The organism is Mycobacterium sp. 852002-53434_SCH5985345 (assembly GCF_001667155.1).
Taxonomy (GTDB): Bacteria; Actinomycetota; Actinomycetes; order Mycobacteriales; family Mycobacteriaceae; genus Mycobacterium.
The window spans coordinates 1-13,577 of the sequence record NZ_LZIE01000063.1; the positions used below are offsets into that span (position 1 = coordinate 1).

Consider the following 13,577-nt stretch of genomic DNA (forward strand, 5'->3'; position numbering starts at 1 on the left):
GGCCGGGTGCTCGTCGGCTTCGACACCCCGACGCTGGTCGCGCCGCCACACAAGTTGGAGCTGGGTGCCCGCGGCCTCACGACGTTCACGGTGCCGGCCGAAACCACCCGGGCGCTCGGCGAGCTGGCCCGCTCCCACCAGACCACGGTCAGCACCGTGCTGCAGGCCGCGTGGGCGCAGCTGCTGACGTGGCTCACCGGCAACCACGACGTCGCGTTCGGCACCACGGTGTCGGGCCGGTCCGCCGAGGTCGCCGGCGCCGAGTCGATGGTTGGCCTGATGATCAACACGATCCCGGTGCGCGCCAACATCACCCCGGCGACCACCACCACGGAGCTACTGGACCAGCTGCAAACCGCCCACAACGACACCCTCGAGCACGAGCACCTGTCGCTCAGCGAAATCCACCGGATGACCGGTCACGAGAAGCTGTTCGACACGCTCTTCGCCTACGAGAACTATCCGCTGGAAACATCCGCGATGGCGGTCAACCACGAGCTGTCCATCACCGACTTCAACGTCTTCGAGCGCAACCACTACCCCCTGACGATGCAGGCCGCCCTATCCGGCGAACAACTCGGCCTCAGAGTGGAATACGACGCCGGCGTCTTCGACGCGCGCACCATCGAGGCGCTCACCGCGCGACTGCAGCGGGTGCTGGTGGCGATGACCACCGACCCGGCCCGGCGGCTCTCCTCGGTCGACCTGCTGGACGGGCCAGAGCATGCCCGCCTGGATGAAATCGGCAACCGGGCAGCGCTGACCCGGCCGACACCCCCGCCCGTCTCGATCGTGGAGCTGTTCGCCGCACAGGTCGCCCACCAGCCGGACGCCGTGGCGATCGGCTGGGGCCGGCTGTCCATGACGTACCGGGAGCTGGACGAGGCGGCGAACCGGTTGGCGCACCTGTTGATCGCCGAGGGCGCCGGCCCGGGACAGTCTGTGGCGCTGCTGTTTTCGCGTTCGGCGCAGGCGATCGTGGCCAGCCTGGCGGTGCTCAAGACGGGGGCGGCGTACCTGCCGGTCGACCCGGCCGCCCCGGCCGCGCGGATCAGATTCATGCTCCAGGATGCCGCGCCGATCGCCGCGGTCACCACCGCGGGACTGCTGTCGCGGCTGGACGGCAGCGGCGTGCGGGTCATCGACATCGAGGACCCGGAGATCGACGGCTATCCGCGCACCGCGCCGCCCGCACCCGCGGCGGACGGCATCGCCTACATCATCTACACCTCGGGGACCACCGGGGTTCCGAAAGGTGTTGCGGTCACGCACCGTAACGTGACGCAACTCATCGGCTCGCTCGACGCCGGCCTGCCGGCCCCGGGCGTGTGGACGCAGTGCCACTCGTACGCCTTCGACGTGTCGGTGTGGGAGATCTTCGCCCCGCTGCTGCGCGGCGGACGCGTGGTGGTGGTGCCCGAGTCGGTGGTGCGCTCACCGGAGGACTTCCGCGCCTTACTGGTCGACCAGAAGGTCAGCGTGCTGACCCAGACGCCGTCGGCGGTCGCGGCGCTGGACCCGGCCGGCCTGGATTCGGTGGCGCTGGTGATGGCCGGTGAGGCCTGCCCACCCGAGGTGGTCGATCGCTGGGCGCCGGGGCGGGTGATGGTCAACGCCTACGGCCCGACCGAGACGACGATGTGCGTGGCGATCAGCGCTCCGCTCGCGGCGGGCTCGGGAACGCCGCCGATCGGCTCGCCGGTGCCCGGCGCCGGGTTGTTCGTGCTGGACGGCTGGCTGCGGCCGGTGGCCCCCGGCGTAGTGGGCGAGTTGTACGTGGCCGGTACCGGGGTGGCCGCGGGATATCTCAAGCGCGCCGGATTGACCGGTTCGCGGTTTGTGGCCTGCCCGTTCGGCGAACCCGGGGCTCGCATGTACCGCACCGGTGACCTGGTGCTCTGGGGTGCCGACGGGCAGCTGGTGTATGTGGCTCGCGCCGACGAGCAGGTCAAGATCCGCGGCTACCGCATCGAACTGGGCGAGGTCCAGGCGGCGCTCGCCCGGTTGGACGGCGTGCAGCAGGCCGTGGTGATCGCCCGTGCGGACCGCCCCGGGGACAAACGCCTGGTCGGCTACGTCACCGGAACGGTCGATCCCGCCGAGGCGCGCACCGCGCTGGCCGGGCGACTGCCGGGCTACATGGTTCCCACGGCCGTGGTGGGACTCGACGCGTTACCGCTGACGCCCAACGGCAAGTTGGACACCCGCGCCCTGCCGGCGCCCGAGTACGCCGGCGGTGGATATCGGGCCCCGTCGAACGCAACCGAGGAGATCCTTGCCGGCATCTTCGCTCAGGTGCTCGGGGTCGAGCGGGTCGGTGTCGACGACTCCTTCTTCGACCTGGGCGGCGACAGCATTTCCGCGATGCGCTTGATCGCGACGATCAACACCAACCTGGTTGTCGACCTTGCCGTACGCACCCTGTTCGACGCGCCCACCGTCGCGACCCTGAGCCAGCGCCTGGGCACGGACACGACCGCCACCCAGGACGTCGTACCCATTCAGACCCTGAAGCAGGGCGCCGGCACTCCGTTGTTCTGCATTCACCCTGCGGGCGGCGTGAGCTGGCCGTATCAGGTGCTCGGCAGCTACCTGGACTGCCCGATCATCGGTGTCCAGCAGACCCGGCAGGGCGGGGAGACCGAACCGCGATCGATCCGCGAGATGGCGGAGAACTATGCCGACAGGCTGCAGGAGATCCATCCCTCCGGGCCCTACAACCTGCTGGGCTGGTCGTTCGGCGGGGTGATCGCGCACGAACTCGCGGTGGAGCTGCAGCGGCGCGGAGGCGTGATCGGCCGCCTGATCCTGCTCGACGCCCAACCCACCATGAACGGCGGTGGCGCCCCGCCCGAGGACGCGGTGGGCGAACTACAGCTGCCGGAAGCCTCGCGATCCAGGCGGCTTGTCGACCTGCTCTCCGAAAATCTTCGCCAGAACATCGACCGGTTCCGAACTCACCGGCCCGGCGTTTTCCAGGGCGACATCACCATCTTCTCCGCCGCGGGGGACGGGGCAGACCGCGATGGGTTCCTGTCCCAGTCGTGGCGGCCGCTTGTCTCCGGGGAGATTCTCACGTACTCCATCGACTGCGCGCACGACGACATGCTGACCCACGATTCGGTGGGGCTGTACGGACAGCGACTCAGGCATCTGCTGGTCCTCGCGGAGCGCCGGCTCGAACTGGCCCAGGGTGGTCAGCAAGCGGTGGCGTCGCGGGACGACAAGCTGCCCGGCGAGCGCGCCGGATAATGGTCAGGAGACCCTCAGGAGACCCTCAGGAGACCGGGGTGCCGATAGCGCCTCTGTGTTGGGGGCAATAGGACGCGACTGAGGCGCCGAGAAGATAGCCGGCCTCGTGCGCCGACAGATCGGTGGCCCGTACCACGTTCAGCACCAACGAGGTTGGCGTCTTCCCCGAATCGAGTCCGGCGCACATGTTATGTCCCGCGGCGATTGCCGCTCCGCGGTCGGTAAAGACAATCCCGTTGCGCTGAATCTCCGAGATGAACGAATCGTCTTTTTGATCGGCCGACGCCGGCGTCGCGAAAAACACCGCGGCGCCGCCCGCGAGCGCGACTATTGCCGACCAGTTCCCAAGGCGCGCAATTGTTCGGGTCACGATGTTCCTCGATGTGGCATCTGGGCTCTACGCCTTAACGGTGGCTGAACATTAGCCAGAATCGACGCATTTTTCCCGGCGGCTTCAACCGCGCCACCTCACAGAGATCGGCCCCGTTTTCCCGGGCGATTGGCGGCTCGTGCCCCAGCACGCCGCGCGGCACAGCGCCACGCGGGTATCAAAATCCCTGTGCGGCGGGCATTTCCATTCGCCACCCCCGGCGCGCACGATCCGCGCGCCGGCGCAGCGGCGAGGCGCACCTCGCGCGGGGCGGCCACCGGCGAGAGCGGAGCGAAACCAAGATTTAACCGTCGCGGCGGCCGGCGCGGGCAAACTCCGGCCCTCCCACCGATAATCCGCGCCCGATTTGCCGCCGTCGGCCCCCGGAAGCCGGTGCGAGCTGCGCGCCGACCCATTTCACAGTGGCCGTACGGGTGCGCCGGAACCCCCTTCGGTATGGTTCAAGGAGTGTGCGGAGTCACCGGGGAGGTACGGCTCGACGGGCAGGTCCCCGATGTAGCAGCGGTGTCAGCAATGGCCGCCGTGATGGCGCGACGGGGTCCCGACGCTTCCGGCGCCTGGTCACAGGGCCGTGTCGCGCTCGGTCATCGTCGCCTCAAGATCATCGACCTGAGCGAGGCCGGCGCCCAGCCGATGGTGGACCCGGAACTGGGTCTGGCCATCGCCTTCAACGGCTGCATCTACAACTACAAAGAGCTGCGCCACGAACTCACCGGACACGGCTACCGGTTCTTCTCGCACAGTGACACCGAAGTCCTGATCAAGGGCTACCACCACTGGGGCGATGACTTCGTCAGCCACCTGCACGGCATGTTCGCCTTCGCGATCGTCGAACGCGACAGCGGCCGGGTGCTGCTCGGTCGCGACCGGCTGGGGATCAAACCGCTCTACCTGACCGAGGACAGCCACCGCGTCCGGTTCGCCTCGGCCCTGCCCGCGTTGCTGGCCGGCGGCGGGGTGGACACCCGCATCGACCCGATCGCGTTGCACCACTACATGACGTTTCACTCGGTGGTCCCCGCGCCCCTGACCATCCTGCGGGGCGTCCGCAAGGTGCCGCCCGCTTCGCTTGTCGCCATCGAGCCCGACGGCCGGCGCACCATCACCACGTACTGGACCCCCGACTTCACCCGGCACGACGACCGCGCCGGCTGGTCGGAAACCGACTGGGAAGACGTGGTGCTGGACGCGCTTCGCGTCGCGGTCAAACGCCGGCTGGTCGCCGACGTGCCGGTCGGCTGCCTGTTGTCCGGAGGTGTCGACTCGAGCCTGATCGTCGGCCTGCTCGCGGAGGCGGGCCAGCACGGCCTGATGACCTTCTCCATCGGCTTCGAGTCGGCCGGTGGCGTGGCGGGCGACGAGTTCCGGTGGTCAGACATCATCGCCCGCCGCTTCGAAACCGACCACCATCAGATCCGCATCGAAACCGACCGGATGCTGCCCGCGCTCGACGGGGCGATCGGCGCGATGAGCGAGCCGATGGTCAGCCACGACTGTGTGGCCTTCTACTTGCTCAGCCAGGAAGTGGCGCGCCACGTGAAGGTCGTGCAGTCGGGCCAGGGCGCCGACGAGGTGTTCGCCGGCTATCACTGGTACCCGCCGATGGGCTCGCCGGCCGCCGCCTCATTGGAGGGCGCGGTCGCCGAGTACCGCGGCGCCTTCTTCGACCGCGATTCGGCGGAACTGGCAGGCCTGCTCGGGCCGGGCATCATGGCCCCGGGTGACCCGAGTGAGCGCTTCGTCACCGAGCACTTCGCGCGCGCCGGCGCCGAGACAGGCGTCGATCGCGCGCTGCGGCTCGACACCACCGTGATGCTGGTGGACGACCCGGTGAAACGGGTCGACAACATGACCATGGCGTGGGGCCTGGAGGGCCGGGTGCCTTTCCTCGACCACGAGCTCGTCGAGCTGGCGGCGACCTGCCCCCCGGAACTGAAGATCGCCCACGAAGGCAAGGGCGTGCTCAAACAGGCTGCGCGACGGGTGATTCCGTCGGACGTCATCGACCGCCCCAAGGGATACTTCCCGGTCCCCGCGCTGACCCACCTCGAAGGGCCCTACCTCGACATGGTGCGCGATGCACTCTATGCGCCAGTTGCCAAGGAGCGCGGCCTGTTTCGCACGGAGGCGGTCGACGCCCTGCTGGCCGACCCCAACGGCAAGCTGACGCCGTTGCGCGGCAACGAACTCTGGCAGCTCGCCCTGCTCGAGCTCTGGCTGCAGCGGCACGGCATCACGGGCCCGGTGGCATGACCGTGACCGATCCCCCCGGCGACCACACCGAGGCGATCACGATGGGCCTCCACGACGCCTCGCCGCCGGAGCTGGTGGAGGCGATGGCCAAGGATGTCGAGCTCGAATTGGGCTGGGGCCGGCTGATATTCGGCCAGACCTTCGCCGACTCCCACCAGCTCGTCGAGGCGCTGCGCCGGGAGGGACCCGGCCGCCGCGACATCTGCATCTACGCACGCGAATCCCACGTGGTGGTCGCCGAAGCGCCGACCGAACTCTTCATCGATCCCAGCCACACCTATCGGCTGCGCTTCACCGATGCCAAGCCCGAAGACCTGTCGCCCGCGCCGCTGGGCGTCACCGTGCGCACGCTGAACGATCCGGTCGACGCCGACGCCATGAACCGCGTCTACGTGCGCTGCGGAATGGTCCCGGCCGGGGTCGACGTCATCTGGAGCAACCACCTGAATGTGCCTGCGGTGACCTACCTGCTGGCGGTGCGCGACGAAGACGGCGCGGTGGTGGGCACCGTGACCGGCGTCGATCACGAGCTGCTGTTCTCCGACCCCGAACAGGGGTCGAGCCTGTGGACGCTGGCCGTCGACCCGGCCGCCGGGCTCCCCGGGATCGGCGCCGCCCTCACGCGGGCGCTCGCGGAGCGCTTCCGCAACGCGGGCCGCGCCTACATGGACCTGTCGGTCGCGCACGACAACGCCGCCGCCATCGGCCTGTACGAGAAGCTGGGCTTCCGCCGCGTGCCCGTGCTGGCGATCAAGCGCAAGAACGCCATCAACGAGCCACTTTTCAGCCCGCCGCCAGAGACGGTCGACGACCTCAACCCCTACGCCCGGATCATCGCCGACGAGGCGCTGCGCCGCGGCATCTGGGTGGAGGTGCTCGACGCCGAGACCGGCGAGATGCGCCTCACCCACGGCGGCCGCAGCGTGGTCACCCGGGAGTCGCTGTCCGAATACACCTCGGCGGTCGCCATGTGCCGCTGCGACGACAAACGGCTGACGCGCCGGCTCGTCTCCGAGGCGGGCATCACCGTGCCCCGCGCCCGGCTGGCCACCTTCGACGAAGGCGACTACAACTTCCTCACCGAGGTCGGGGAGGTCGTCGTCAAACCCACCCGCGGCGAACAGGGGAAGGGCATCACGGTCGGCGTGACCGCCGACAACGGCCCCGAGGAGCTGGCCGCCGCCCTGGCCCGCGCCCGTCAGCAATACCCCGACGTGCTGATCGAGCAGCGCGTGCAGGGCGATGACCTTCGGCTGGTGGTGATCGACGGCCGGGTGGTGGCCGCCGCGCTGCGGATGCCGCCCGAGATCATCGGCACCGGCGAGCACACCATTCGCGACCTGATCGCCGCCGAAAGCCGGCGGCGCTCCGCGGCCACCGGTGGCGAGTCCCGCATCCCGCTCGACGACCTCACCGAGGCGACGGTCGCCGAGGCGGGCTGGACGCTGGACGACGTGCTGCCCCAGGGCACCCGCCTTCGCGTCCGGCGCACCGCCAACCTGCACCAGGGCGGGACGATCCACGACGTCACCGCGGTGGTGAACGCGGAACTGTGCCGGGTCGCGGTGACGGCGGCCGAGGCGATCGGCATCCCGGTGACGGGCATCGACCTGCTGGTGCCCGACGTCACCGGCGCCGAGTACGCCTTCATCGAGGCCAACGAACGACCAGGGCTGGCCAACCACGAACCACAGCCCACGGCCGCGGCGTTCATCGACTTCCTGTTCCCCGGCCACCCGGGCCAGCCGCAAGCCTGGACTCCAGAGGAGTCGCGCGCCGAACGCGGCTGAGGCTTGCTGTGCGCCTCGCTTGGGTAATTCTCCAATCACCTCAGATAGGAGCCAGATGAGCGAAAGCGTGCAAACCGGAACCATCACGACCCGCGTGCCGGCGCGGCTGGACAGGCTGCCGTGGTCCCGATTCCACTGGCGCGTCGTCATCGGGCTCGGCGGGGTGTGGATCCTCGACGGGCTCGAGGTCACGATGGTGGGCAACGTGTCCGCTCGCCTCACCGAAAAGGGCAGCGGCATCGACCTGAACGCGGCGCAGATCGGCCTGGCCGCCGCGTTCTACATCGCCGGTGCCTGCCTGGGCGCGCTGTTCTTCGGTCACCTGACGGACCGCTTCGGGCGCCGCAATCTGTTCATGCTGACCCTGGCGGTCTATCTGGTGGCCACAGTCGCGACCGCATTCGCTTTCGCCCCTTGGTATTTCTTCGCCGCGCGCTTCTTCACCGGCGCCGGCATCGGCGGCGAGTACGCCGCGATCAATTCGGCCATCGACGAATTGATCCCCGCACGCCTGCGCGGGCGCGTCGACCTGATCATCAACGGCACGTACTGGCTCGGCTCGGCCGCGGGGGCCGCCGGTGCGCTCGTCCTGCTCGACACCTCGAACTTCGCGCCCAACATCGGCTGGCGGCTCGCCTTCGGCATCGGCGCCATCTTCGGCATCTTCGTCCTTCTCGTCCGGCGCAACGTCCCGGAGAGTCCGCGGTGGTTGTTCATTCATGGCCGCGACCAGGAGGCCGAGCGGATCGTCGGCGAGATCGAGGAAGCGGTGCGGCAGGAAACCGGCGAGCCGCTGCCCGAGCCGCACGGGCGTGAGCTCAAAATCCGCCAGCGCGAGACGATTTCGTTCGGCGAAATCGCCCGGGTGGCGTTCAAGCTCTATCCGCAACGCGCCATCCTGGGGCTGGCGCTGTTCACCGGGCAGGCGTTCCTCTACAACGGGGTGACGTTCAATCTGGGCACGCTCTTGAGCGGGTTCTATGGAGTGCCGTCCGGGAAGGTGCCGCTGTTCTTCATCCTCTGGGCGCTCAGCAATTTCGTCGGGCCGCTCGCGCTCGGCCACCTCTTCGACACCATCGGGCGCAAGCCGATGATCACGGCCACCTACATCGGGTCCGCGGTCGTCGCCGCCGCCCTGGCGGTCCTGTTCGTGACCCAGACCGGCGGGGTCTGGGCGTTCATCGGCGTCCTCGCGGTCGCGTTCTTCCTCGCCTCCGCGGGCGCGAGCGCCGCCTATCTGACGGTCAGCGAGATCTTCCCGATGGAGACCAGGGCGCTGGCGATTGCGTTCTTCTACGCGGTGGGGACCGCGATCGGCGGCATCACCGGCCCGTTGCTGTTCGGGCAGCTGATCAGTTCCGGGGAACGCGGTCAGGTGGTCTGGTCGTTCTTGACCGGCGCCGCCGTCATGGCGATCGCGGGGCTGGTCGAATTGCGGCTCGGGATCGCGGCAGAACGCCGCCCGCTCGAAGAGCTGGCCTTGCCTCTGACCGTCGCCGACGCCGACGCCGATCGGCGGGATCAACCGTAGGCGTCCCACCAGGTGTGCAGGTCTTCAACGGTGGCCGGGTCCCCGGACACGTCGCTGAGCATCAGTTTCGCGTCGTTGGTCCAGATCACGTTCGGGTGGTTGTTGTAGGTGCCGCACGCGATCAGCCCGGCCATGTCGTTCGGGGTCTGGTCGTAATGCCAGCTGACCGGTGAGCGTCCCTCGCCGGGACAGTTCACCAGGCTGACGTTGGCGATGTCGTTCTCGAAGGCCCGCTTCAACGGGTCGGGCGTCGCGAACAGCCCGTAGGTGGCGTGGCTGGGACCGCCGGGCTGGGTGTTCTGCCCGCAGGTGACCATCGCGACCGCGTGCACCCAGATGCTGCCCGACTCCGGGGTCGCCGGCGTGCACGTGCCGGCCAGGTAGCCGGGCGGGAGCAGGCTGATCAGCCGGGCCTGGTCGTCATTGGGGGCGGCGCTCGACGGCGGCGGGGTCTTCGCGACGGTCGCCTTGGCGTGCCGCTGGCCGGCGGGTTTCAGGATGAGCCAGAGCCCGACGGCGCAGACGGCGACGACGACCACCGCGGCGGCGGCCACGATCGGCCAGCGATTGCGCTTAGCCGATGTGCCTGGCCGCTCGGAATCCGATGCGGGGGAGAGGATTTCGCTCTGGCGCAGGATCGTGTCCGCGCGTTCGCGCTCGGGGCTGCTGAGCGCCAGCCGCGCGGCCTCGGCCAGGGCGCCGGCGGTGGGGTAGCGCTCGATCGGGTTCTTGGCCATGCCGCCCGCGATCGCGGCGTCGAAGGCCGGGCTCACCCCGGCGCCCTGCTCGCTGGGTTTGGGGATGGGCTGCATCATGTGGGCGCTGATCAGCATCCCGGTGCTGTCGGCGCGATATGGCGGGGTCGCGGTCAGGCATTCGTAGAGCACGCAGGCCAGCGCGTAGACGTCGGCGCGCGGCGTCACGTCTTCACTCGAAAACCGTTCGGGCGCCATGTACTTCAACGTGCCGACCGCGGTGCCCAGTTGGGTGAGCTTTTCGTCGGTCTTGGCGCTGGCGATCCCGAAGTCGACGAGATAAGCGAAGTCGTCGCCGGTGATCAGGATGTTCTGCGGTTTGACGTCACGGTGGGTCACCCCGGCCGCATGGGCGGCGTCCAGGGCCGACGCGATCTGCCGGATGATGGCCACCGCCCGCGGTGCCGGCAGTGGCCCGGCCCGTTCGAGCATGCTGCCCAGGTCGACGCCCTCGATGAGCCGCATCTCGAGATACAGCTGCCCGTCGATTTCGCCGTAGTCGTGTATCGGGACCACGTGGGGTTCCAACAGCCGGCCGGTGATGAGGGCCTCGCGTTCCATTCGCTTGCGGAACACGGGATCCTGGCTGAAGGTGTGCGACATCAGTTTCAGCGCGACGGTCCACTGTTTGACGGTGTGTTCGGCTTCGTAGACCTCGCCCATTCCACCGCGACCGAGCAGCCGCGTGAGCCGGTAGGGCCCGAACATCGTCCCTACCCGCGGGTCCTGCGCGCCGGTCACTGCTGACTCCCATCGAAGGACCATGGCGGTGAGCGCCCATTGGCCGCACCGCAGGAAAAGTACAACATGCTCGCGCGGATGTGTCCGCGCGGGCGGGTGGTCAATCGGAAGCCGCAGCGGCGCCACTGCAGCCGCGATTGGCCAAAATCACGGTGGCGCAGCATGTTCGGATATTGACGTGCACAAGTCCCTTCGTTATTCGGCCGGGGTGCAGCGGGACGCATCCGACCGGTGGTCTTGTATACCGACCATCGGTCGGTTAACGTCTGTCTGATGGTCGAGGAGCCGAGTGTGCGGACTCGCCGGGGGCTGTGGGAGCCGGGCTCCCTCGACGGGGCTCCTGCCTTGGTGGCGGGATGGTCCGCATGCCACGGGTAGTGAAGCACCCCGACATTCGCCGGGCCGAGCTGTTGGAGCGAGCATCGGCGATGTTTGTCCAGCGCGGCTACGACAATGTCAGCCTGAATGACCTGATTGCCGACGCGGGGGTTTCCAAAGGTGCCTTCTACCATTGGTTTCCGTCAAAAGAGGCCCTGATAACCGCGCTGGCCGAGCGCAGCGCGCGCGATCAGTACGCATCGGTCGAAGACGCGGTCGGCCGATGCGGTGGTAACGCGTTGGATCGGTTGAACGCCCTATTGCAGTCGGGTTTTGACGTCAAGATGGAGTTGGAGCTTCCCGAACGGCTGGCCGCGATGGTTTCGTTGCTGCGGCCCGAGAATGCGCATCTGTACGGGCGAATCGTCGCTGCCGGAGAGGGTTTGGTCCGGCCACTACTGACGAAACTGATTTCCGACGGTGTGCAGGAGGGCGTCTTCGACACATTCGATCCCGAAGGCGTTGCCGATATGGTGCAGGGCCTCGCCGCCCGGCTCAACTCCAACGTCGTGCAGGTAGCCGATGCTTGCGATGAGTCGGCCAGAGATCGAGCGATCGAGGTTCTGACGATGAGGTCAAGGCTGCACGGCCTTGCGATCGACCGTGTCCTGCGACTACCCGACGGCAGCGTCGCCGTACTCACCCCTGAGCAGGTCAAGGCGATGGTAGCGGCACTGCCGCGCAATTACCGACGCGGTTGAATGGAAAGGACTGGTCTCGTTGAGCACGGCGAAACCGAAGTATTCAAAGGGCGCGGTGACGTCCAAAGACGGCACGACGATCGGCTTTCGCCGGCTTGGCGACGGCCCCGGGTTGGTGATCCTGCACGGCGGCGCACTGGCCTCCCAGCACTACTTGAAGCTGGGCGCCGCATTAGCCGACCGGTTCACCGTCTACCTGCCGGACCGACGCGGTCGGGGGATGAGTGGGCCCTATGGTCCCAACTACAGCATCGCCAGCGAGGACGAAGACCTCGACGCCATTGTCACCGGCACCGGCGCCCGGTATGTCTTCGGAGTCGCTGATGGCGGCTTGTTCGCCCTACATGCATCCATGGCGATACCGGCGATCCGCAAGGTCGCCGTCTTCGAGCCGGTCCTGTTCGTCGGCCAACCGGGGCTCGACGAGTTCAGAGGAATAATCACCCGTGGGCAACGCCTGGTGGCCAGCAACGACATCGGCGCAGCGATGGCAAGCCTGGCCAGAGACGCCCAAGGCTCAGACCCACGGGCACAGGCGGTTTCAGCGCCGTACCGTGTGCTGGGCCGGGTGATGACGCAGCCGAACATCTGTCGCGTGTTGTTATGGGCCGACGCGCGCCGGGTCAAGGATGACGATGCCGCCCTGCGTGACTTGATTGTCGCGTGGAAACGGGAATTGGAAATGGTCGAGGCCACCGAGGGCACCATCGACGACTACAAAAACGTGACCGCCGAGGTCTTGCTGCTGTGTGGCACCGGCGCCCCAACACTTTTCACCGGCACCCTGGACGCCTTGCAGACGGTGCTGCCGCGCGCGACCCGCGTCGAGTTACCCGGACTCAACCACGGCGCCCCCCAGGACCAAGGCGGCAGCCCCGCGGTCGTCGCCGAGTCACTGCGAACGTTCTTCGGCACCGGTACTTGACGGCGGGACCGGACCGGCGGGCTGTGGTCGCTCAGCGCGTTGGGGGAGAGATCTGGGTGACGGTGCCGTCCGCGGCCACCACGATGGTGCCGCTGAGGGCGCCGTCGCTGGCGTTGATCTGCAGGTGCAGGCCACCGTCCTTGCGCGATTCGATCCCCAGGAAGATCCGGTTGGCGTCGTAGATCTGTAGGGTCTGGGGCGCCTGCTGCACGACGTCGACGACCGCCTGCACGTCGAACTTGCTGAGGTCACCGACCACCAAGCGGGATGACACCGCGTTCTCGGGGCCGCCGCTGGCCCAGTTGCCGTCGCGATACAGCCAGCTCACCAGCTTCCGGGGGTTCGCCGTGTCCGGACGCATGACGACCACCTGGGTTTGGTAGATGTTCAGCTGATAGCCCAGGGTGTCGCCGAACTGCGTCCGCATCTGCGCCAGCACTCCGCTCACGCCGCTCAGGGTCAGCAGCCGCGGCGGCGGAGGGGTCGGGGTGGTGGTCATGGCCGCGGAGCTACTGGGGGCCGCGGTGGGGGCGGCGGATGGCGCTGGGGCCGAAGGGGTGTCGCGCTGCAGTCCCCAGGCGAGGCCGGCGCCGAGCAGCACCAGCGCGACGGCCACGGCAATCCAGGCCCGGCGCCTATTGATTCCGGCCGGCGTCGACGGCGGTCGTGCGGCGGCCGGGCGGATCTGGAGGTCGGTCACCAGCGACCGCAGCTCGCCCAGCGTGGTCGCCCTGGTTGCGGCGGCTACCCGCTCGCGGTGCTCTTCGGTCGACAGCTGGCCGTCGCCGAGGGCCGCGTCGAGCGCTTCGCAGGTCCGGTTTCGGTCGTTGTCGCTCGCCCGGGTGTCATCGATCATCGCC

At 68.4% G+C, this 13,577-nt stretch carries 9 protein-coding genes; 6 read left to right on the top strand and 3 right to left on the bottom strand.

The window, feature by feature from the left end; translation table 11 throughout:
* A partial coding sequence (locus tag A5756_RS15115) for a non-ribosomal peptide synthetase (protein ID WP_156659546.1) occupies positions 1-3,252 on the top strand: 3,252 nt, incomplete at its 5' end.
* 25 nt (positions 3,253-3,277) lie between these two features.
* Here A5756_RS15115 and A5756_RS15120 read toward each other — a convergent pair.
* Entirely contained in the window at positions 3,278-3,556 is a 279-nt protein-coding gene (locus A5756_RS15120; protein WP_231989160.1) for a DUF732 domain-containing protein, read from the bottom strand.
* A 534-nt stretch (positions 3,557-4,090) separates the two neighbouring features.
* Between A5756_RS15120 and A5756_RS15125 the strand changes: the two genes are divergently transcribed.
* The 3 genes from A5756_RS15125 to A5756_RS15135 are packed head-to-tail and all read left to right on the top strand — an operon-like array spanning position 4,091 to position 9,217.
* The gene (locus tag A5756_RS15125; RefSeq protein WP_066953623.1) at positions 4,091-5,896 is read left to right on the top strand and encodes an N-acetylglutaminylglutamine amidotransferase; all 1,806 of its coding nucleotides are present in this window, start codon (positions 4,091-4,093) and stop codon (positions 5,894-5,896) included.
* A complete protein-coding gene (ngg, locus tag A5756_RS15130; RefSeq protein ID WP_066953624.1) occupies positions 5,893-7,686 on the top strand; it encodes an N-acetylglutaminylglutamine synthetase in 1,794 nt (597 codons plus the stop codon). The genes A5756_RS15125 and ngg overlap by 4 nt, the downstream gene beginning before the upstream one ends.
* Positions 7,687-7,741: 55 nt before the next feature.
* Positions 7,742-9,217 (top strand): MFS transporter, encoded by a 1,476-nt coding sequence (locus A5756_RS15135; protein WP_066953625.1) that lies wholly within the window; start codon positions 7,742-7,744, stop codon positions 9,215-9,217.
* Here A5756_RS15135 and A5756_RS26485 read toward each other — a convergent pair.
* A complete protein-coding gene (locus A5756_RS26485; RefSeq protein ID WP_066953626.1) occupies positions 9,208-10,713 on the bottom strand; it encodes a serine/threonine-protein kinase in 1,506 nt (501 codons plus the stop codon). The genes A5756_RS15135 and A5756_RS26485 overlap by 10 nt on opposite strands.
* Positions 10,714-11,078: 365 nt before the next feature.
* Here A5756_RS26485 and A5756_RS15145 point away from each other — a divergent pair, with 365 nt between their 5' ends.
* Together A5756_RS15145 and A5756_RS15150 are read left to right on the top strand one after the other, a co-directional pair.
* Complete coding sequence (locus A5756_RS15145) at positions 11,079-11,792, top strand: TetR/AcrR family transcriptional regulator (RefSeq protein WP_066953929.1); 714 nt, start codon at positions 11,079-11,081, stop codon at positions 11,790-11,792.
* 19 nt (positions 11,793-11,811) lie between these two features.
* Positions 11,812-12,717, top strand: coding sequence for an alpha/beta fold hydrolase (locus A5756_RS15150; RefSeq protein ID WP_066953628.1), 906 nt, complete (start codon positions 11,812-11,814; stop codon positions 12,715-12,717).
* A gap of 31 nt (positions 12,718-12,748) precedes the next feature.
* On the opposite strand, the gene A5756_RS15155 is transcribed toward A5756_RS15150, so the two are convergent.
* Positions 12,749-13,573, bottom strand: coding sequence for a DUF1707 domain-containing protein (locus tag A5756_RS15155; RefSeq protein ID WP_066953631.1), 825 nt, complete (start codon positions 13,571-13,573; stop codon positions 12,749-12,751).
* Positions 13,574-13,577 lie beyond the last annotated feature (4 nt).

Bases quoted from the DNA above. Each gene is read 5' to 3' on its own strand.
- ngg (WP_066953624.1), top strand. From the start codon at position 5,893: ATGACCGTGACCGATCCCCCCGGCGACCACACCGAGGCGATCACGATG.
- A5756_RS15135 (WP_066953625.1), top strand. From the start codon at position 7,742: ATGAGCGAAAGCGTGCAAACCGGAACCATCACGACCCGCGTGCCGGCG.
- A5756_RS15145 (WP_066953929.1), top strand. From the start codon at position 11,079: ATGCCACGGGTAGTGAAGCACCCCGACATTCGCCGGGCCGAGCTGTTG.
- A5756_RS15155 (WP_066953631.1), bottom strand. From the start codon at position 13,573: ATGATCGATGACACCCGGGCGAGCGACAACGACCGAAACCGGACCTGC.